Below are 19,173 nucleotides of genomic sequence, written 5' to 3'. Positions count from 1 at the left end.
GTTGGGAAGTACCGAGCTTATGAACCGCATTAAGTGTCGAACACAGGGGTTAATCTATACACCGGCGGTGATCAAAACTCATCAAGATAAGCTCTGAGAACCGTTCTAAATCACCGTCTCATTTATCAGGCTGATTCGGTTCAAATACGGCTCACCTATTTCATCGCCAGGAATCAACCTGATCGAGCGACCGATCAGGTGATTACTGCGTTCGCCGTGGACTGTGTCGGTTAGTGTCGTATCGAGAAACCACTCTAAGTTGTCAAACACAACAAGACCCGTTACTGTGATAGCTCGTAAGACCGCTGTCTTACAAAATCGCCACTCTCAGGGCCTAAGCATCCTAAATAAGTCAGAGTATAAGTTACTGAGAGATAGACGTAGAACTGCAGCCACGTCGGGCCACCGCCTAACCCGCGTCCTTCTCGGCGGGCTGCTGGAAAAAGCCATGTGTGAATCTGAGCAAGATCACATTGAGAAGGATGATGCAAATAAAGAGGAAAATCAAACTCTGATGACACTGGAGGTGATAAAAACAGCCTTGGAGATCGTCCGAGTAGTCGCACAGCTGATCGGAATGTAATAACGCGGTGGTTTCCGATCAGTTGGATCGGTGCCACCGCCTAACCCGGTTTGACATTTGGCACACACCCATATTAAGATATGGGAGAAGCATTCCCCACATTCAACCAGTTATTAGTGTTTTTGCTCAGACCACACTAGAGAATTTCGAGCTGTAGAAGTCTATGGATACGGAAAGAGGGGGTTCTAGGGTTCTGAGTCTCGGATGGAGACTCGCTGTGCTACAGGTCGCTACTGTTCGGGGATCACCTTCCTACCAGTCATCGTCGACACATCAGACCGATCCTGTTCGACAGTCTCGACGTTCTCCTGCGCCAGCCACCAGTCGGGGGTCCAGTCCGTAATCGGGAACACCCATCGTTCGCTCCCTCGCCAGTAGGCGATCGGGTTCTTCGGGACGGGTGTGCCGGTCGTCTTCGGACCAGTCCGCCGACGTTGTCTGGGTCATCGTTCGTGGATCGTCGCAGTCTCGGACGTGGCCGTGTCGTCCCTCGAGTCGTTGGTAGCTCGCTCCAGGATCGTGAGTTCGCTGTCCCGACGGGTCTCGAAGGTCGCCTCGTCCCCATACCAGCCCTTCACGACGTTTTCAGCGCGCACGAGATCACCGACCGCCAGTTCGGGGAACCGGTGGGATCGGATGAGCGTGCGGCCGCCAACGTCGGTCGGGTCGGGCGTGGGGCGGGTCTCGTCCCATTCGGATTTCTTCCAGATCGCGAAACGGATCGATCCGGTGTCGTCCTGGAGCACGCCGGCCTGCTTGATTCCGGGATGCGTGTTCTCGAAGAGGATCGCCACGCGGCCCTGCGTCGAGAATCGGCCCTTCGTCTGGCGGGTCGACATGTATCGGACGTTACCGATCGTCTGGATGTTCCGGGGATCGTTCGCCTCGGCTTCGGCCTGTCTGAGGAGTGCACTCGCTGGCTCGACACCTCGGGAGACACGCTTTGCAAGCGCGATCGCGAGGGTGAGCGGTTGTTTGCGCACCTCGTGGACCTTCTCGAAGTCCTCACTCAGGAGCCGATTCGCCATCGTACAGACCTCGTCGTGAGTGTCCGAGTCCAGCTCGAGGAGCGGACGCAGACGCTCGTCACGGGCCTGTGTGGCAGCCTCAGCGCGAGCCGCGGCGATTGCTGTCGTCGTCGGGCGCTGAGCGGCGAGTTCGTCGAACCGGTTGTTCAGCCACTTCGCGTGTCCGACCAGTTCAATCTCGTCGCTGAGTTCGCCCGGGCGGCAGATACCGTCCGTGACGCGCTGCTTCTCGGCTTCCAGTGCGAGCGAGCGCTCGATGGACTCCAGTGACGTTCCGGCGAACTGCTCGGGTTCGACGAGCAGGTCACCGAGACGGATGTACTCACCACCGGGCGTCAGGACCTCCAGATCGGCGGTCTCGATGCCGGTTGTGGTGTCGTCATCTTCGATGTCCTCCGTTCGGTCGTACGCCTGCAGGTCGTCGACAGTCGCGGGAGCGGTCGTCTCCGGTGCAGCCGTCCGGGTCGCGGATTCGTCGAGGCCACTGGCGACGCCAACGATCTGTTCGCCGGTCGGATCGACGAAGTTCGAGCTGGCGTTGCCGGGCGTCCAGGTCGTAAGGTCGCCGGCAGCATCGGGCTCTAAGAGCGCGTCTGCGGGCTGACCGTTCACGTTGGTCCGAGCTCTCATGAGCTGGCCTCGCTCGGGAACGACAGGGTCACCGTCGGGAGTGTAGCCGTACAGTCCGTCGACGGGTTCCGCTCGCGTTCCGAAGTCAGTCTTCGAGGCCGTCCGTTCCGTGAAGCGCTCTTGATCTGCGTCAGTGTCCGTCGCGACGTCGGCGTCACGGGTGGACCTGTCTGCAGCCGCTTGGTTGACGATTGCCCAGAGTAACCCTGCCAGTCTGGTGACCAGCGTGATCGTCTCGGCCGTGTCGGTCGAGCGGTGGCGCTCCTGTTCCTCCCGGTAGTCCCGAAAGTAGGGGGAGCGGCGGGCGTCGGTCCGCGAGTCTGCGGTCCCATTGGGGTCTTTGTGTGTCGTCGCCTCTATCGTCGCCGATAGGTTCTTGTCCTCGGTGTTGCTACTACTCATTGCAATACTCCAATTGCATTCGTGAGGCTCTGTCCAGCCTCACATTCTACACTGCGTAGCGGAGCATAGGTATATCGCCGACTGAGCGGCTGGTCTCGGTGTTTTCCAAGGAATCCCCACACTTTTCCCACACTCAATTTTACGTTCTAACGGCGTATCTACATCCTTCGAGCCGGCCTTGTAGTCACCCCACAAATCACACCCAAAGTGGCCTGTGGGGTAACTACTCGTGTGGTCGGTATGGTCCTCCGAGACTGTACACTTAAGTACTATCGGCCGTTAATCGATGATACGAAGGTGAGTTTCCATGGCTGCTGATAAGGAAGATCGTGCGAGTCCGCTCGAGGAGTTCTTGAGTGGGCCCGCTCTCGATCCGGAAACTCTGGGTGACCCCCCGCTTCAGGATGGCGAAGATCCGCTGCTCACGCGCGACCGCGTCGAACTTGAGTCTGACGAGGAGTAGAGGTGGCGGATACAGATGGGGAGTCCTCAGTCGACGATAGTCTCGTTTTCCCTGACGACATCGGTACCGCAATCGTCTTTCTCGATAAAGAAGCGTTACTTGCTCGACTGACGACCGATCATCGGTCTGAACGCAAACAGGCTGTAGTCGACCGGTTCTTCGAAATTTCCGGCGACCGGGCTTACTACGTCACGGATGCATACGTCGTTGCGGAGGTCATCTCTGCATTCCGGTCCAAACGTGGTGCACACGAGGCACTTGATCTGTACGAAGATATCAAAGATTCTGACTTAGTTGTCCAACATGGATCCGACTCTTGGGAATCAAATAATCTGACTGCAAGTCCACGGACTGTACTCGATGCAGCAGCAGAGTTTCTCGCTCAGTACCCAAAGCACGATGTCTCGATTCAGGAAGCAATTTTGATACTGCAGGCAAAACGTGGCGATGATTATCTGTTCTCGTTCGATGGGCCCATTCGGAAATTGGGCCGAGCATGCGGCCTTTCAGTTTATCCAGTCACTGAGGAAATCTACCTTGGGTGATACCGTGACCGAATCAACGCCACCTTCACATCCGATGGAGCGCGAACAGCTTCGGGCTGCGTCGACCCTCGTCGTGACGGTCAAATCGTCCGACGAGTTCCACGACGACATTACTGACCACATCGAGTCACTGAAACACGGCGATTCAGTGGACACGACACCGACGCTGTCGTTCACCAGCTACGACGATCTCATGGAGACGCTGCCGCCGCGTACCCTCGAACTCGTCGAGGCTGTTCGTCGGGAGTCCCCCTCCAGCATCAACGGGACTGCCCGAGTTGTGGACCGTGACGTCAAAAATGTCCACGAGGAACTCAGTCGACTTTCCCAACTGGGAATCATCTTCTTCGAGGAAGCAGGCCAGAGCAAGCGTCCCGTCGTCTGGTTCGACGAACTCGTCATCACGCTTTCGTTCGACGCTCTTGGGTAAGGGATTGTTGGTGGATAGCCACCGGGTGATTTTGTACCGAGCGTAGTTCAAGTATTGCGGAGTCAGATCGGTTATCACGGGCTGAATCGGGCGGTCACCTGTTCCGAATTGCCCCTTCCAGCAACGACCAACAATCTTCTACACAAGAGCATTCGTTTGAATCTGAATCAGGGGACACAGTGACTACAGCATCGGAGGGGAGGTATGACGCTTGAAGAAGCGGTTGAAGAAGCACTCGCTAAGTACGATATGTCCCGAAGTGAGGAAGCTGAGGCGGCAGGCCGAATGGCTGCAATGCTCCAAGATTGAACAGAGGTCGTGCAGTGACGAATAGGTGGTGAGAGAGATTAGAGCGCTTCTCTAAGCCTTCGACAGCTGGCTTTCAGAACCAGTTACAACGTATCCCTCGGCAGACCAGCGGTGATTTGACTGAGGGAACCGACCTTGCCTGGGAGCTCCGACCCAAAAGCCGGTCAATTACATTTATCGATGGGGGTCCCCCGTGATTTATCATCGCAGGAGTGGCTGTATCTCTGTATGAGCGGGAAGGGGCAACTCCGGCGGTTCGAGAATAGGGCGCAGTTGCTGCGCCATATCGCCGAGGAAACCGGCACAGACATCGATACGCTTTGGGATGAATACGAAGCTCAAGTCGAATAGAGACTATTGCAGTTTTTAGCGCGTCGACATATCTCGTTCATCATCGCTTCTCAATCGATTTCACTGAATTCTTTCGGTGAATAGAAGTCTCACTCCTCGATTGCGGCTTGCAGACTCGATAGCGCTCGCTCGAACTGTTCGCGATGAATCTGTGACCCAGACTCGATTCGCTCGACCAGGAACTGTTCGTACGACTCATACTCAGATGAGGAGAGATCAGCTGCTGTGACGCATTTGATGTAGGCGTCTAAGCCCTCACGGAAAACCCTTGCATAGTGGTCGTAGGCTCCATCGACGAGTTTGATGTTGTCGTCGATCCCGGCCACGAGTCCACGATAAACCGCTGCTGCTTGCCGATAGCGACCTCGATCTTGATATCGTTCCCCGAGATCCGCGAATTGGCTGAAATCGATAACGACAGGGAACTCTCTGGTGTGTTCGTCGAACAGTTGGGAGTCCACATCAAAGCCCCACCCTCAATGAGCGACCCCCTTGTGGGTGAGCGAAGTAGGGTGGGGGAGTTTACCGGCCCTGTATCGGTGACAACGAGTCTGCTCAAGCGTGGAGTCCCCACTCCACGTCTTCTTCGATCGCGTCGCGAGCGGAGTCGACTTGGTCGACAACATCTGCGCCGAGTTCGTCGACCGCCTCCTCGCGTGTGAGATCGCCATCGAGGTATCGACTGATAATCATATCGCGGTAGAGCGTCTCGACGCCCGTCTCGACGGCCTGTTGAATCACCTCGGATTCATCGATACCGAGGTGCTGGGCGAGTTCCCGCACCCGGTCGGAGACGCTATCGGTTGCCATACGCTCGTGTTAGGTCCCAACCGGTATAAATGTCATAGCGAGGCTGTCCGGGTTGTTGACCGAGACGTAAAGAACGTCCACGAGGAACTCATATCAGTCTCAGCCCCGAGTGTACGACGTAACCGCGGTAGTAAGGGCTGCTATCGAATGGAGAAGAAGTAGTTGATCGCCGCAGAGATACCGCCGAGATCACGGAAGAGCTTCGCCAGGGTACCGAGCCCAATCGTCCCGAGGACACCGCCGACCAGCGGGTCGACCGCCATCCCGATCCGGAGCAGCGTCCCGAACTGGAACATCTCGACGAGTAGTAGGCCGCCGGTGAACATGGCGAAGTCGACCGGGACGGCGATTCCGTGCTGGTAGAGGATCCACAGGGTGGCACCCCCACCGACAAGAATCCAGAACAGATACTTGCGGCCTCGCTGGGTGGCGCTCTCGGGGTCGCCCTTCCGCCAGTTCCGGAAGTAGTTCGCCGTCTGTAGGAGGGCTTTGAGCAGTCCGGGCGCCATTCAGATGTGTTTACCAACCTCCGAAGCATGTATAAGCTTTATTCCGACGATAACCCGGCATACAAGCCGCACGTAGACCGTCTGTATTAGGACCAGATATTTAAGCAAACTTGACCTACTGTCTGAAAATGACGGTAGTCGGCCGTCTTGGCGCCCTGTTCGTGGTCCTCGGCGGGGCAGCCCTCCTGCTCGTGGACGGCCTCCGTTCTCCCCCCGGCCTCTGGTACGCGGCCGCAAGTATCGCAGCCGGAACAACGATGGCCCTGTATCCGGTTATTTCGTCGCCGTCTCCGCGGCGTCCGCAGCCTGCTCCGGAACCCGCGTTTCCGAACACGTCCGAGGAGTCCACGACGGGTCCACCGACGCGGCAGACCGATTCACAGTCGGCTGATACAGAGCAGACGGCCGAGTCCACAGGATCGACCGAGCAGGAACCTGAGCCAGCGAGCGACAACGACCCGTATCCACCGCAGCCGCTAACGTCGGAAAAACCGGAGCCGCCGACATCGGAGCAACCTGAACTGTTGGCGGCCACGGTGAAGAAGCAACAGTCACACCCGGCCGATACCGGGACGACGCATCGAACGACCTCAAACACCGGTTCCTCCCAGACGAGGAAAACGGCGAGAACCTTGACCCACCGGCAAAGACACGTCACCTCCACAGCGTCACCACGCCGGAACCCATCCGCCGAGACCGACAACCCGTATTTCAAGCCGGTCGATTCGAGCCGTGAGATCAAGTTCGTTCAGGTCGACACCAAGTTTAGTTACCTCGACATCGACTGGGGACCGGAATTCATCGGTCTCGACCCGATCCCGGACCTCGTTGAGGTCGATGTCGGGCCGAGTGCTGTGAGCCACGAGTTGGTGCACAGCCCGGTTGAGATCAAGATCTCCTCGTTCCTCAAGGCCCTCCTCACCCCCACTCCGCGTAGCTCCGGTACCGCGGCCTCGAACGACAGTACGCGGCCGTCGACGGCACCGGACAACCACGCTCGCCGGCGGACTGACGACACCGCCACCAGACGGCGATCGGCACCCCGCGATACCTGGGAGACTCGGTACCTTGAGCAGGACAGGCGTGTGGACCGCCGCCGTGAGCCGCTGACAGCCGCTGATAGACGGCAGTATCCGGCAGAGACATGGCCACGGTCATCCGGCCCGGAACCGGGGAGCCACCGCCCGACAATTGCGGACACAACCGGCTACGGTAGCCGTGAAGAGATTGGCACATTTGACGGCGGACGTTCCAGTACCCGTCGCTCCCTTGGTTCGGAGCCGGTCATGGACGAGGAACCGATCGGACCGCAGGAGGAGGGTGTAGCCGATGAGTCGGCGTTCGATGTGGGGATGGATTATTCACCGCCGCGATGGGAGCCACCGCAGTGGGATGCCGATCCTTTCGGACTGACCGACGTCACCTCGGAATTCTCCGGGTTTGAAGAATCAGCGGCGGAACCGGTTGAACAGCCAGAATTCGGGTTTGGAATGTCCGGCGGGGGGCCTGGAGTGTTGATCGAGGAACCCGTGATGGATCCGGAAATCGGTGCGGAAATGTTGGGCTTGGACGGGTTCGCGGAGTCGCCAGAAGGCGCGGTCGATCTGCCTGGCCCCAACGTCGAAAACGGATCGAATCCGTTGCTCCCCGAAGCGGAGAGCTTCTTTCCAGAAGAAGACGCGAAGGACGACTGGCTGACGTTCTGACGTCGCTTGCATGGGTTAGCCGGGGCAGGTCAATAGGCTGTGCAGCCATCGCCACCGATGGATCTTATAGCTCGATTTTATCGACCCAAAGGGGGCGAGGAACGGCAATATGCACATGCTCATACGCGTACTCGTCCCTGCAGCCGACGCGATCGAGGCGGTCGGCACCGCACGATTCGCGCTCGACCGATTGATCGGGATCGGTGAGGGCGCGAGTACTGCGTTCGACTACTACAAGACGCTCGACGAATCGACCGCACGGTATCGCGACCACCCTCGCTACGGTGGGCTCGATCCCGCGCATCGGCTGTCGTCCGCGACTGGGAAACAACTCCTCGACGACGCTATCGAAGCTCAAGCAACGTGGTTCGTCGAGACCGTCGCGACGCTTCGTGAGAAGCTCGACAGGCTCGAACCGGCCGAGGTGATGGACGATGTCGATCTCGTCCGGTACGACTGCTACCGGCTCGGACAGTTCGCTGGGCCGTCGGTCTGGATCTACGACGAACACGGCACTGGACTCCGTTCCCGGAATGCAGTCGACCGCTACATCGAGGACCGTGACTCCGACTCGCTCTGGGTGGTGCCCGCTGATGTCCATTACTGAACGATTCACGGCGAGTGTCACCTCATCCAGCCGTCCCAGACCGTTCGAAGTGGGCGTGAGACTCGACACTCGCGAGGACTTGTGGAGGGTGCTGTGAGCTTCTACGCGACGGTCGCCGGCTACATTCAGTATCGGACCTTGGCGTGTCTGGAGACCGCCATCGGCCGACTCCAGACGGGTGGCTGGCTCGACGACCGCCAGCGTTGGCGGGTCGACGGACGTGTCATCGAGCACGGTCTCGTTGAGACGATCGACACCGACCAGCTCGTGATCGTGATTCCACCTGGATTGTATCGAAACCTCGCTCGAATCACGACGCGGCTGTTCGTCGGCGCGACGGACGGCGTCGTGGTGATCAGTTCGACGGATGGCTGTTTCGACGGCTGGATCGAGCGACCCCTGCCGGCGGCGGCTGAGCCGACGCCATCGACGGGAGCCATCACGAGCATCGAGGCGATCGATCTCGAGGCCTTCGCCCGTGAGTCCGGCATCGGCGTGAAGCGATTCGAGCAGACACCGCCCGACGAATACGCTGCCTGGCAGGACCGGGTCTGTCTTGCCTTCCACGACACGTTCGACCCACCGTTCCCGCCAGACCTCGCCGACCAGGCCCGCGACTAACTGACTGACGATCAACCTTCGGCCCTCATCGGGCCGGTTTCCCAGATGTCCCTCAATTCGCCCAGCTACGCGACTGTTTCGACCGACCAGTGTACCGATTCCCGTCATCACGTCGACGCCGACGAAACGCCGGCGAACGCGTCTGGCTGCTGTCCAGAATGTGATGGTGTGCAGCTCGTCAGCGACGACACCGAGACGTACTGTCCCGACTGCGGTCTGCTCGTGGAGGATGCCGGCCTGGACCACGGCCCGGAGTGGACGCCCTACGACGAAGCAGAGCGGCGCCGAGTCGGCGGGCCAGTGACCCCAATTCGTCACGACCGGGGAATCTCTGCCGAAATCGGTCGGTTCCGCGATGGCCACGGTCGCGAACTCCCGGCTGCGACCCGAGCCCGCTTGCGTCGACTCCGCCGCTGGGACCGACGAGCCCGCTTCGAGAGCAAAGCCGACCAGAACCTCGCGCACGGTCTCGGTGAGATCCGTCGGATCGGTGGGGCGCTGGGCGTGGGCGAGAGCATCCAGGCAGAGGCGGGGCAGCTGTTTCGCGAGGCACAGTCGGCGGATCTGATTCGCGGTCGGTCCCTCGAATCATTGGCGAGTGCGGCGGTGTACGCGGCGTGTCGCCGCCGCCGACTGCCGCGCTTTCTCGACGAAGTCGCTGAGGCGGCTCGGGTCGACCACGGTAAGGTTCGGCTGGCGTATGGGGTGCTCAATCGCGAGCTGTCGCTACGGATTCCACCGGCTGTGCCTGCGGACTTTCTCCCACGACTCGCCAGTGCGGTCGACGCTTCGGAGCGGGTTCGAGAGCGGGCGGCACAACTGTGCGATTCGGACGTGCTCATCGACCTCGCGAACGGGCGCAAACCCGCCGGTGTCGCTGCTGGCTGTCTCTACTTCGCCGGTCGTGAACTGAAGGGATTCGGCGCCGTAACGCAAGAGCAGCTCGCCACCGCCGCTCGTATCTCTGAAGTCAGTCTCCAGCACGTCTGGCAGGCTCTCCAGGATCGAGAGTTACCGGTCTGGTCCGCTGAGTCCTCCGATTCTTCAACTAAAATCGAACGGGAGCTTCCATGACTATCGACGAGATCACTGGTCGAGAGGAACGTATCGAGGTTATGCTTGACCCGTCTACAGCCGGATGGCGTCCGGGCAAGCCCTGTCCAGAGTGTGGTCACTCGGTCGTTCACGCTATCGTCAGGGCAGGCATCCGATTCCGTTCGGATGGATCGTGGGAGTTCGACGAAACGCTTGGTGTGTACGAAGCGTTCTCTTGGAGTGTGATTGACTCCCGCCAGTTCGCCTTCTATGAGGGGTGACAAGGAGCGTGTGGACTCCCCAACAAGTTGTAAACAAAATTCCGCAAACATATTTATATGACTGAGTAATATAGTTTACAGCGATGCTCACTAAGGCCGGACTTGCTGTACTGGACGCACTGAGTGCTGGCCGGACAGCAACTCCGTCTGAACTCGCAGGAGAGACTGAGTATTCTCAACCCCACCTCTATGAGATACTGGACGAGCTGCAGTCCGAGGGCCTGGTGACTGAAACCCGAGCGTCCCACAACCAGCGTCGGATCCGAGCGACTGACCACCCGGTCGTTGAAGCGTATCGAGATCTCCGGTCGAAGCTCGGCCACGTTGACTGGGTTGAACTGCTTTCGCCCGCCACGCTCCGGGTGTGCTGGTATCTCGACGAACCGCGCCGTGCCACCGATATCGCGGGGCGACTCGGGATTACTCGCCAAGGCGTTCACAATGCATTGTCGCCACTCAAGGATAGAGCGATGCTGTCGCCGTCTGGCCCGGAGTACGCGTTGAGCGACGACCTCTGGCCGCTGCTCGAGTTCGCTCGTGCCGTCGTGCGCCACGAGCATCGATCACGGGTTCGAGAGACCGCCCCGAGTGCGACGGTTGAGTGGTGCGACCCGAAGCGGGCACTCGTCCGTGTACAGACGCCCGATGATACGACCGCATTGCAGTCCGCCGCTGACTGGCAGTTAAGTGGCCTCGCCAAATTTCAGGAGTACGGCCTCCAATTCTTCCTCGCTGGCGAACCCGCATTCTGGTATGCCCCCGACGAGGTACTCACGCCTGCCAACGTTGTCTGCCATACCCTCGTCCTCGACAGTGGTTCGCGCCGAGTCAGTTATTCCATGCTCTTGATCGAGAAGTTGGATATCGACCAGCAGACGTTGACAGAAACTGCACGTTGGTACGATCTGGAGACGACGGTGACTGCGTTGGACCGGCCACTTCGTGGAGAGTTCAATGTCTCGGATGATCTCCCTGTCTTCCTCCCGAGTGAATCGGACTTCTTGGCCCTCAAAGAGCAGTACGAGGTGTCCTAATTGTATCATTTCCCGGCGGAGTTCGAGTATACTGTTCTGGGGGCTGTTGATGATGGGATTGACGACATCGAGACAATCCGAGAGCACTCCTCTCGAATGTGAGAACGCTTTCAGACGACCAGAAGGACGCAGTCGACGATGCTATTGATCGTATGGTCGACAAACATATTCTAGATCGCGACGGGGCTACTGTTCGGCTCCAATGACTCCTTGATAGCTGATTGTTCTGTCCTTATCGACCGTACCTCCAGGCTAGCGTTCGATAGTCGAGATTTATTCTCCCGTAAGGGACTGGGTGAGAGGTAGAGTTGATCTACTGCATCTTCGATTAGACTCTTATCTTTCACTCCTAGTGTCTACTCTTACCACCAACTATGAGTACAGAAGCAACTCCAGAGAGCGCTGACACCGACGAGAGCGAGGATTCCCCTGTCGATCCGTCAGCGACCAGCCAGCAAGACGAACCGACGACCGACTAAGCTTCGACCGACAAGGGAACACCCCCACCATCCGAACAGGAAGAAACAGACGAGTCGACCCTCACAGGTCCACCGGAGATGTTCCGGGCGGCGATCCAGTCGGAGCCACTCAAGAACATTCTGCGGGCACTCAGGGCGACCGTCGATGAGGTCCGCGTGAAACTCGACGAGACGGGCATCCGCGTCCGGGCGGTCGACCCCGCGAACGTTGCGATGGATGACCTCGATCTCTCGGCGAGCGCGTTCGAGTCCTACGACGCGACTTTGGAGGGGAGTTGAGTTCAGCCGACTCAGCCAAACATTATCCAGCAATCTGACATCGACAGGATGCAGGGGTTTATATTCGATAACGAGGGGAGTGAGACCCGATGAGGCGCGTCAACACGTTCACTGTGGTCCCGCGCGCCGACCCTGAGGAGGAACTGCTTCGACGGTTATTGGACGCCTCTGCGTCCCTGTGGAACCAACTCACCTACGAGCGCCGACAGAACTTCACCAACCCCGACATCGACAAATCCGTGTGGGAGACTGAAGACTACCGCAAGCAGTACGTCGGTGTCCTCGGGAGTGCTACCGCCCAGCAGGTGATTCGCAAGAACACCGAAGCGTGGCGGTCGTTCTTCACCCTGAGAGAGAAAGACGAAGCCAACGGCCTGCCGGGCTACTGGGGCAACGAGGAAGTGGGTCGGGAGTTGCGGACCTACATCCGTAACGACCAGTACACGCTCCGCTGGAGCGACCGTTCGACCATCGAAATCACGGTCGGCAGCGACCTCAAGGATGAGTACGACATGGGCTACCACGAACGGCTCACGCTCGACGTTCGTGGGAAGCCGAAGTGGTCGGGCGATCAAGGTCGGTTGGAACTGTACTACGACGAGTTGAGCGACCAATACAGGGCCATTCAACCTGTCACCACGGACGGTTCTCGACAGGACTCACCATTAGCCGACGAAACGGCTGCTCTGGATATTGGCGCAAACAACATCGTCGCCTGTACGACCACGACCGGCCAGCAGTACCTGTACGAAGGGCGCGACCTCTTCGAGCGGTTCCGCGAGACGACTCGCCGAATCGCCGAACACCAGTCGAAGGTGAAGCGCGAAGAGGGACGGTACATGTCGAAGCGGATTCGACGCCTGTACCGACGCCGGACGCGACGGCGCGACCACGCCATGGACGCGCTTGCCCGCGACCTCTTCGAGCGACTGTACGAGGAGGGAGTAGCGACGGTGTACGTCGGCGACCTCACCGACGTACTGGAGACGCACTGGTCGGCCAAGGCGAATACGAAGACGCACAACTTCTGGGCGTTCCGCGCGTTCATCGATCGGCTGGCATGTACGGCCGAAGAGTTCGGCATCACCGTCGAGATCCGCCCCGAAACGTGGACGAGTCAGACGTGTCCGAAATGCGGTTCGACCGACCGCACGACTCGGCACCAGGACACCCTTACCTGTTCGTGTGGCTTCGAGGGCCACGCGGACCTCACCGCGTCGGAGACGTTCCTCCGACGCCACGAATCGAACGTACCACGGCCGATGGCACGGCCCGTATGCCTCAAGTGGGACGACCACAGCTGGTCGGCGTCACCACGCGCTCACCGTCCCAACGAGGAGCATACACACCCGCAAGTTACCGCCGGGGAATCGGTGTAGCCGAACCCCCACGGTGGAATCCTCGCGTTTTAGCGCGAAGAGGATGTCAAGAGGTGCTCTGGAAGAAGGGTAACACCCGTGGCAATCTGGTCAGACTCCAGGCGATCCGACGTGGCGAGCGTGACCCGGCGGCCGAGCCGTTCTCCAAGCAGTGGCTCTCGACACATGGACGGCTCACTTCGTCGGCTGCCAAACGAGCGCTTGGAGAGGAATTCGAGACGATGGGCGAGTTCGCCGCCTGGGCCTGTTATGCGACTTCGCTCACGACGGTCGACCACGTCGGGGAATCGACGGCGACGACGATTCGGAATCTCCGACCGACGCTCGTCCAGTGGTTCGGGGGAAAAGAGTACATTCCCCGATACGACGACGAACAGGAGACGCTCGTGATTGAGGACACTGACGAGGATGACAGGAACGAGGAAACGGACGAGGATGACCCTTCGATCGCCGCTTCTGGAAAGTCATGAACTGCACGCCCCCTGTGATTTAGCGGCCCGAATCGGCTGAGGGGCGGACTAGCGACGTTCTCCATCCAACGAGAGCGGAGTTCGCCTTCGTTCATCATGTCCACACCAACACAACCAGACCCAGCCACCGCTGATGACGCGCCACGCTCGATAGCGACGACCGTTCCAGTCGCAGACCTGCTCGCCCGTGAGACGACGCTCTCCTTTGCTGGCCTCACTCCTGCTGACCAGGGCGACTATCCCGATGCGATTTCATCGGAAGCTCGGTGTCTCGATCCCGATCCCCGGTCGCTGAAGGACGTCATCGCGACGCTCCCGCAGGCCAGTTCCGGAGAGCTCTGGGCGACCAACGAGTTCGTGGGCGTGGACGGGACTGTCGACACCGAGGCAATTCGCGACGTTCACGGATTGGATATCGACGAACTCGAGGACGCTGCAGGGTGTTCACTCGACGAGCTTGCGACGAGGGCGTCGTCGGACCCACTGGTTCGAATCCGCGACCACCAGGACATCGTCGACGAGCGTCGGAAGGCGCTGTGTGCCCTCGGCTACGACGTCAAGTTCCGCTGGCAGATCGCCTCGGATCGATATTCGATCATCAACCCACAGGAGGCGTATCTCCCCATCATCGGTGCGCTCCAGCAGCGCGGTGAGACTGCGGCGTTCGGCTGGGCGAGTTACCGGGACTGGGGTGGCCTCCTCAAGATGTTCGTCGTCTGTCCGGGCCTCGAGCACACCGTCTCCGGGAGTGGGGACACAGAGTTCGATGACGACACCGACGGCGTGACGAGCGTTGGTGACTCGGACTCGACGGATGTGGTCGTGTACGGCGGGTTCGAGACCGGGTATGACTTCCGGGGGACGCAGACGCTGTGGGCGAAGCCCATCCTCTACTTCCCCGAGACTGGTACCGTCGTTCCCGATACGGGGAAGCGCTACACACGCCGGCACTACGGGCGGGCGACCGACGCCACTCACGAGCGGGCGAACGACCGGGTGCCGATCAACGAGTGGTGGAAGGCGATCTACGACGATGTCGCCGACCGACTCGTTGACGTCGACCGGGCGATCCGCCGCACCCGGGCGATCGCCTACGACTTCGAGACACTCCCGTTCGACGCGGCCACGTGCTACCAGTATTGGGGCGTGGCCGCGAAGTACGCCGAGGCCGCTGCCGATCGGGCGACGACTCTCGCCTCGCCAGCGTCCCGACCGACGGTGTTCAATTTGCAACTCTCCCTGTTGATCTCGCTACTCGATTCGTACGAAGGGTCGTGGGCTTCAGATACATATCAGGAGTATATTGAGACCGCTGGGGAACTCCTTCGTAAACCAGCGATGATGATTCAACTCGCACTGAAAGAACATGACCGGCAGGTCGAGGAACCAGACGAGCGTGTCCTCCCGGATGACCAACAGACGTTGTCCGATGCGCTTGAGGATATCGTCGACGTTCCCGGTATCGAGGTCGACACCGAGGCAGATCTCTCCGACAGACAAGCCCAGCATTTGCACACCCGGATCCAACACTCCTTGGATGACCTCGATTGAGCCATGCGGTTCGATTTCTGTAGTTCCTCACACGCATCTGCGTTCAGTTCAACCACTCCGAGAACTATCCCGGGGGATAAAGTAGTATACTACTGAACCAAAAACCTATACTACTCCAAATCGTGGTTTGATACATGACAGACTCCGCCGCTCCCGGAAAATTCGACGATGTCAACGAGGCAGTCGGCGAGGAATGGGAGGCTGAGACGACGCCGTATGAACGTGTCCGTGAAGTCATTAGCCGCGAGTATACCCCACGCTCTGCTGAGACGGTCGCAGCGGATGCACGGACGTCACCGAAGACTGCTCGGAAACATCTCATGGCACTCGCCGAGGAGGGGTTCGTCGCCACGTCGACGGGAGACCATGGCGGGACGTACTATCGTCGATCGCCGGAGTCGATCGTCATGGAACAGGCGACGGACATTCTCTCTCACGTTTCTGTCGACGAACTCGTGAACCGTATCTCTGCCATGCGTGAGACGATCAGTGAGTTCCAGACGGCGTACGGCGTCGAATCACCTGAGGAACTGATGGTTGAGCACACGAACCAAACACTCTCTGACGCGTCGGACAACGCGGACGGGATTGATCCTGACGCACTCCAAGAATGGCAGACTACGCGTCGAAATCTCGCCTTCGCTAACGCTGCGCTCTCTATCGCCAACGCAGAACGGTTCGTCGGCGGAGACTCGTCCGGTTCCGAAGAGAACACCTCTGCACCGTAGCGTATGAACGGAACCCGTGGCTCGGCTGAACGCCACTCGCTTAGAGGTGCCATCGATCGACCCGCACTCCTCGCTATCCGTGACGTCTTCAACGATGAGGAACCCCTTGCAGCGGCGACGTTAGACGATTTCCTCAATCCCACCGCTCTCGAAGTACGGTTCGAAGACGGCCTCTGCGATGCCGATTCCTGTCGCCTCGACATCCAGTGGACAGTCCAAGGCGACTACAAATTCCACTACACGGACACACTGAACGTCAACCTCCGTTGGGGGAAACACCCTCACGGTGGCGACTACATTCACGTCACCGGACTAGAACACTACCATCCCCCACCAGATGCGTCGTCCGACCCAAACGATGTCGAGGGCTCCTGCATACAACAGTCACCCGACCTTCTAGTGGCTCGTGCGGTGCTCAAACTGTGGCGGACTGCCTATCATGCGGACACGCTCAAGCCGCTCAACTTGGGAAGGAACCCCCCTTGAGGGCTGAGTTACCATAATTGAAACCGAAGCACATGCCCCTGTGTCGAAGAAAAGCCCTTCAGCTGTCCGGTCTCGGGATAACGATACTGATCGGGTGCACGTTCTGATTCGGCGGAACGAGCGACGAGATCAACGTCACTATGACAAACAACGGTGGAACCACGCACCGACTGTCGGTCACTATCTCGTTCGAGAACTCGGCTCTCGTGGACGAAACAGCCACACTAGCAGCAGACGAATCATCAACCACGACGTTCGAGAATCCACGATCTACGGGATCGGCCCTCCTCGAAGCCGAACTCAACACTGCCGAGAGAACGCAAACCGAGATACGAGTCGGGCCGGGGACGGGAATACGAGACGTCTTCGTCGAAATCAGCGCAGATGGGGAACTGACTGCGTTCGCGGGGCGGACCTGACGTGAATCGGCTATCGGAGAGGAAATACTTATCAGATTACTAAATGAACCACGGCCATGGCTGTCCTGAAAGCCCTCCGCCAAACGCCGAGCGCCCTCCAGCGCAATCCGATACTGTTCGTCCCGGTGTTAGTAATACTACTGTTCCAAATCCCGCAGTTAGTTCTACAAGCGATCAATCCACTCGTCGCCAGCGTCGTCTCGATGGTGATCTCGCTCGTATTTATTTTCATCATGCCGTTCTTCCAGGCCGGCATCGTCGGCATGGCTGACGAAGCACTCGACGGACAGACATCGCTCGAAAGCTTCGTTCGCGAAGGCAAATCGAACTACGTGTCGATTCTCGTCGTATCGCTCGTACTCGTTGCCGTCAACTTCGCACTCGGGTTCGTCGCGTTCTTCGTGGCAATCTTCGGTGGCTTCGCAGCGTACAGCGACACCGGTGGCGTCGGTATCGGAGTTCTCGTCATTATCGGCCTGATTGTCGCTCTCGTGGTGCTCGCGTATCTACTGGTACTCTTTTTCGTCCAGTTCTACAGTCAGGCTATCGTTCTTGACGATCTCGGCGCTACCGATGGGCTCAAACACAGCGTCTCCGTCGTCCGCCATCACCTCGTGAGTACACTCGGATACTCGGTACTCGTGGGGATACTCGGCGGTATTGCTGGTGGGGTGTTTGCTATTGGTTCGCTCCTCACGTCGCCACAGTCCCCCAGCACGTTACCCCTCCCGCAGATTTCTCTGGTTGGTGCTGTTGGTGTTATCCTTCTCGTTCTTGTCTTTGGAGTACTGTTCGGTGGATTCTTTGGCGTCTATTCGGTTGCGTTCTATCGGACGATCAATCCCGGAGCCACCGATGATACTTGATCGGAAAACTGCCAGTGCGGCACTCGCACTGGTCGTGATCGTCCTCTCACAGTGGCCGGTGGTCGACAGTCCGCCGTTCCAGCTCGCTATTTTTCTCTGTGGTGGCGTTCTCGTCGCGGTACTGGGAGTCTCGGAACGTGCTAGAGCCAGTCGTCTCGTTATTGGTGCGGTCGGGATGCTGTTCGTCCTACAGGGGGCTTATCAGATCATCAGGGGTCATTCTTGGATTGACTTGGCGGTCGGGGTCCTGTACGGTGGGCTCGGAGTACTCGTCGTCGTCTATCAGTCCGGATTCGCACCGTGGGGCACACCCCGTAGTGTGATCGACAACCGATGAGTGATAGCACATCTCCGAGTGGGCTCCGACCCGATAAGCAGACACTGCAGTATCTCCTCGCAGGAGCTGTTTCGTGTGTCTTCATCGGCGTAGTAGTTCTGTATCCCGAGTTTGCGGGAGTCGAGAAACCTTACGGCTACCTGTTCGTCGCTGTTCTCATCAGCTATCTATTCGTACTCGCCAGTGACCAGGTACGACAGTCGCAGTACTATCCCCTCTTTCAGGCAATCTTTTTCCTCTCGTGGGGAGGATACAACGTTTCGCGCGGTCGGGTCGGCCTGTTGACGGTTATCTTACTCGCCGGAGGGGGAATTGCCTTCTTTTGGGGAGGGTACCAACTCGCACAAAAGAGTACTTCCGCAACATGAGGGAGCGAATGTCAAAACCTAGTATCGCCTCGTATATCGGGTTTTACGAAACGTCTCTTGAATGGGCGCGGGGTATATTGTCCCGTCACCATGTTCGTCTCGGTGAGTTTCAATCTCCTCTCACCGGCCACTTGCTGGTTGTAGCTATCTGTCTTCGGTACACCGACTATCGCACTATTCGTGAGACGGTCCCCGACGGTCTAATGAGATTTACACTCACGCTCGAAGATATTGTATCTGGAAACGGTACACGAGTATGATCAGATCATTTGGCAAGTACCTACTGTCTCTAATACTTTCGCTGTTCATCGCCCCTATCGCGATTATCCCTCTCGAAGGGAGTCCCGAACCGAGGAGTTTTCCGCGATTGGTTTGGGTTATTATCTTCTTTACTGGTTCTGTTGAAATCCGATTAGTTCGATACTAACCGTGGTGAAACACCCGGTAAGAGGGGTTGGAATATACGC

The 19,173-nt window shown here is 58.6% G+C and carries 22 protein-coding genes; 18 read left to right on the top strand and 4 right to left on the bottom strand.

All coding sequences use genetic code 11. The features are described 5' to 3' along the window. Nucleotides 1-1,026: 1,026 nt before the first annotated feature. Nucleotides 1,027-2,643 carry a single stranded DNA-binding domain-containing protein gene (locus tag HALNA_RS00175; RefSeq protein WP_049934180.1) on the bottom strand — a complete coding sequence of 539 codons (1,617 nt, stop codon included), beginning with the start codon at nt 2,641-2,643 and terminating at the stop codon, nt 1,027-1,029. A gap of 307 nt (nt 2,644-2,950) precedes the next feature. Here HALNA_RS00175 and HALNA_RS19565 point away from each other — a divergent pair, with 307 nt between their 5' ends. The 4 genes from HALNA_RS19565 to HALNA_RS21270 all read left to right on the top strand — a co-directional run bounded on the left by HALNA_RS19565 (nt 2,951) and on the right by HALNA_RS21270 (nt 4,741). Further along, nucleotides 2,951-3,106, top strand: a complete 156-nt coding sequence (locus HALNA_RS19565; protein WP_157573361.1) for a hypothetical protein — start codon at nt 2,951-2,953, stop codon at nt 3,104-3,106. Nucleotides 3,107-3,108: 2 nt separating this feature from the next. After that, the gene (locus tag HALNA_RS19560) at nt 3,109-3,651 is read left to right on the top strand and encodes a hypothetical protein (protein WP_157573360.1); all 543 of its coding nucleotides are present in this window, start codon (nt 3,109-3,111) and stop codon (nt 3,649-3,651) included. Nucleotides 3,652-3,685: 34 nt separating this feature from the next. After that, nucleotides 3,686-4,081: an HVO_A0114 family putative DNA-binding protein gene (locus HALNA_RS00170; RefSeq protein ID WP_049934179.1), complete on the top strand. Its 396-nt coding sequence runs from the start codon at nt 3,686-3,688 to the stop codon at nt 4,079-4,081. A 537-nt stretch (nt 4,082-4,618) separates the two neighbouring features. Continuing rightward, on the top strand, nt 4,619-4,741 hold the full coding sequence (locus HALNA_RS21270) for a hypothetical protein (protein ID WP_281172078.1): 123 nt from the start codon (nt 4,619-4,621) through the stop codon (nt 4,739-4,741). 89 nt (nt 4,742-4,830) lie between these two features. Here HALNA_RS21270 and HALNA_RS00165 read toward each other — a convergent pair whose 3' ends face one another. The 3 genes from HALNA_RS00165 to HALNA_RS00155 all read right to left on the bottom strand — a co-directional run bounded on the left by HALNA_RS00165 (nt 4,831) and on the right by HALNA_RS00155 (nt 6,060). Next, nucleotides 4,831-5,202, bottom strand: a complete 372-nt coding sequence (locus HALNA_RS00165) for a hypothetical protein (protein WP_049934177.1) — start codon at nt 5,200-5,202, stop codon at nt 4,831-4,833. Between the two features lie 94 nt (nt 5,203-5,296). Beyond that, complete coding sequence (locus HALNA_RS00160) at nt 5,297-5,551, bottom strand: hypothetical protein (RefSeq protein ID WP_211225962.1); 255 nt, start codon at nt 5,549-5,551, stop codon at nt 5,297-5,299. A gap of 140 nt (nt 5,552-5,691) precedes the next feature. After that, nucleotides 5,692-6,060 (bottom strand): hypothetical protein, encoded by a 369-nt coding sequence (locus tag HALNA_RS00155; RefSeq protein ID WP_049934175.1) that lies wholly within the window; start codon nt 6,058-6,060, stop codon nt 5,692-5,694. Between the two features lie 128 nt (nt 6,061-6,188). On the opposite strand from HALNA_RS00155, the gene HALNA_RS00150 reads away from it, so the two are divergent. The 14 genes from HALNA_RS00150 (at nt 6,189) to HALNA_RS00080 (ending at nt 18,706) form a co-directional block, all read left to right on the top strand. After that, the gene (locus HALNA_RS00150) at nt 6,189-7,766 is read left to right on the top strand and encodes a hypothetical protein (protein ID WP_049934174.1); all 1,578 of its coding nucleotides are present in this window, start codon (nt 6,189-6,191) and stop codon (nt 7,764-7,766) included. Between the two features lie 109 nt (nt 7,767-7,875). Further along, a complete protein-coding gene (locus HALNA_RS00145; protein ID WP_049934173.1) occupies nt 7,876-8,373 on the top strand; it encodes a hypothetical protein in 498 nt (165 codons plus the stop codon). Between the two features lie 93 nt (nt 8,374-8,466). Next, nucleotides 8,467-8,994: a hypothetical protein gene (locus HALNA_RS00140; RefSeq protein WP_157573359.1), complete on the top strand. Its 528-nt coding sequence runs from the start codon at nt 8,467-8,469 to the stop codon at nt 8,992-8,994. Nucleotides 8,995-9,039: 45 nt separating this feature from the next. Further along, on the top strand, nt 9,040-10,068 hold the full coding sequence (locus HALNA_RS00135) for a transcription initiation factor IIB (protein ID WP_084509804.1): 1,029 nt from the start codon (nt 9,040-9,042) through the stop codon (nt 10,066-10,068). Next, on the top strand, nt 10,065-10,310 hold the full coding sequence (locus HALNA_RS00130) for a hypothetical protein (RefSeq protein ID WP_049934171.1): 246 nt from the start codon (nt 10,065-10,067) through the stop codon (nt 10,308-10,310). Before HALNA_RS00135 ends, HALNA_RS00130 begins: the two co-directional genes overlap by 4 nt. An 83-nt stretch (nt 10,311-10,393) precedes the next feature. After that, complete coding sequence (locus tag HALNA_RS00125) at nt 10,394-11,344, top strand: helix-turn-helix domain-containing protein (RefSeq protein WP_049934170.1); 951 nt, start codon at nt 10,394-10,396, stop codon at nt 11,342-11,344. 557 nt (nt 11,345-11,901) lie between these two features. Beyond that, nucleotides 11,902-12,102 (top strand): beta clamp domain-containing protein, encoded by a 201-nt coding sequence (locus tag HALNA_RS00120; RefSeq protein ID WP_049934169.1) that lies wholly within the window; start codon nt 11,902-11,904, stop codon nt 12,100-12,102. Nucleotides 12,103-12,191: 89 nt separating this feature from the next. After that, nucleotides 12,192-13,481 (top strand): IS200/IS605 family transposase, encoded by a 1,290-nt coding sequence (locus HALNA_RS00115; RefSeq protein WP_049934168.1) that lies wholly within the window; start codon nt 12,192-12,194, stop codon nt 13,479-13,481. A 53-nt stretch (nt 13,482-13,534) separates the two neighbouring features. Further along, nucleotides 13,535-13,951, top strand: coding sequence for a hypothetical protein (locus HALNA_RS00110; RefSeq protein ID WP_049934167.1), 417 nt, complete (start codon nt 13,535-13,537; stop codon nt 13,949-13,951). 96 nt (nt 13,952-14,047) lie between these two features. After that, entirely contained in the window at nt 14,048-15,502 is a 1,455-nt protein-coding gene (locus HALNA_RS00105; RefSeq protein ID WP_049934166.1) for a hypothetical protein, read from the top strand. Nucleotides 15,503-15,636: 134 nt separating this feature from the next. Beyond that, nucleotides 15,637-16,230, top strand: coding sequence for a DUF7342 family protein (locus HALNA_RS00100; RefSeq protein WP_049934165.1), 594 nt, complete (start codon nt 15,637-15,639; stop codon nt 16,228-16,230). Nucleotides 16,231-16,233: 3 nt separating this feature from the next. Then, nucleotides 16,234-16,716 carry a hypothetical protein gene (locus HALNA_RS18980; RefSeq protein ID WP_084509803.1) on the top strand — a complete coding sequence of 161 codons (483 nt, stop codon included), beginning with the start codon at nt 16,234-16,236 and terminating at the stop codon, nt 16,714-16,716. A 475-nt stretch (nt 16,717-17,191) separates the two neighbouring features. Then, a complete protein-coding gene (locus HALNA_RS00090; RefSeq protein WP_049934163.1) occupies nt 17,192-18,001 on the top strand; it encodes a DUF7847 domain-containing protein in 810 nt (269 codons plus the stop codon). Between the two features lie 333 nt (nt 18,002-18,334). Continuing rightward, nucleotides 18,335-18,706 (top strand): hypothetical protein, encoded by a 372-nt coding sequence (locus tag HALNA_RS00080; protein WP_049934161.1) that lies wholly within the window; start codon nt 18,335-18,337, stop codon nt 18,704-18,706. The last annotated feature ends 467 nt before the right edge of the window (nt 18,707-19,173 follow it).

Source organism: Haloplanus natans DSM 17983, assembly GCF_000427685.1.
Lineage (GTDB): Archaea > Halobacteriota > Halobacteria > Halobacteriales > Haloferacaceae > Haloplanus > Haloplanus natans.
This window is presented reverse-complemented; position numbering and strand designations above follow the sequence as displayed.

What these genes read in the sequence shown, in the direction of transcription:
- HALNA_RS00175 (WP_049934180.1), bottom strand. Translation starts at nt 2,643, where the DNA reads ATGAGTAGTAGCAACACCGAGGACAAGAACCTATCGGCGACGATAGAG.
- HALNA_RS19565 (WP_157573361.1), top strand. Translation starts at nt 2,951, where the DNA reads ATGGCTGCTGATAAGGAAGATCGTGCGAGTCCGCTCGAGGAGTTCTTG.
- HALNA_RS00170 (WP_049934179.1), top strand. Translation starts at nt 3,686, where the DNA reads ATGGAGCGCGAACAGCTTCGGGCTGCGTCGACCCTCGTCGTGACGGTC.
- HALNA_RS21270 (WP_281172078.1), top strand. Translation starts at nt 4,619, where the DNA reads ATGAGCGGGAAGGGGCAACTCCGGCGGTTCGAGAATAGGGCGCAGTTG.
- HALNA_RS00160 (WP_211225962.1), bottom strand. Translation starts at nt 5,551, where the DNA reads ATGGCAACCGATAGCGTCTCCGACCGGGTGCGGGAACTCGCCCAGCAC.
- HALNA_RS00155 (WP_049934175.1), bottom strand. Translation starts at nt 6,060, where the DNA reads ATGGCGCCCGGACTGCTCAAAGCCCTCCTACAGACGGCGAACTACTTC.
- HALNA_RS00150 (WP_049934174.1), top strand. Translation starts at nt 6,189, where the DNA reads ATGACGGTAGTCGGCCGTCTTGGCGCCCTGTTCGTGGTCCTCGGCGGG.
- HALNA_RS00145 (WP_049934173.1), top strand. Translation starts at nt 7,876, where the DNA reads ATGCACATGCTCATACGCGTACTCGTCCCTGCAGCCGACGCGATCGAG.
- HALNA_RS00135 (WP_084509804.1), top strand. Translation starts at nt 9,040, where the DNA reads ATGTCCCTCAATTCGCCCAGCTACGCGACTGTTTCGACCGACCAGTGT.
- HALNA_RS00130 (WP_049934171.1), top strand. Translation starts at nt 10,065, where the DNA reads ATGACTATCGACGAGATCACTGGTCGAGAGGAACGTATCGAGGTTATG.
- HALNA_RS00125 (WP_049934170.1), top strand. Translation starts at nt 10,394, where the DNA reads ATGCTCACTAAGGCCGGACTTGCTGTACTGGACGCACTGAGTGCTGGC.
- HALNA_RS00120 (WP_049934169.1), top strand. Translation starts at nt 11,902, where the DNA reads ATGTTCCGGGCGGCGATCCAGTCGGAGCCACTCAAGAACATTCTGCGG.
- HALNA_RS00115 (WP_049934168.1), top strand. Translation starts at nt 12,192, where the DNA reads ATGAGGCGCGTCAACACGTTCACTGTGGTCCCGCGCGCCGACCCTGAG.
- HALNA_RS00105 (WP_049934166.1), top strand. Translation starts at nt 14,048, where the DNA reads ATGTCCACACCAACACAACCAGACCCAGCCACCGCTGATGACGCGCCA.
- HALNA_RS00100 (WP_049934165.1), top strand. Translation starts at nt 15,637, where the DNA reads ATGACAGACTCCGCCGCTCCCGGAAAATTCGACGATGTCAACGAGGCA.
- HALNA_RS18980 (WP_084509803.1), top strand. Translation starts at nt 16,234, where the DNA reads ATGAACGGAACCCGTGGCTCGGCTGAACGCCACTCGCTTAGAGGTGCC.
- HALNA_RS00090 (WP_049934163.1), top strand. Translation starts at nt 17,192, where the DNA reads ATGGCTGTCCTGAAAGCCCTCCGCCAAACGCCGAGCGCCCTCCAGCGC.
- HALNA_RS00080 (WP_049934161.1), top strand. Translation starts at nt 18,335, where the DNA reads ATGAGTGATAGCACATCTCCGAGTGGGCTCCGACCCGATAAGCAGACA.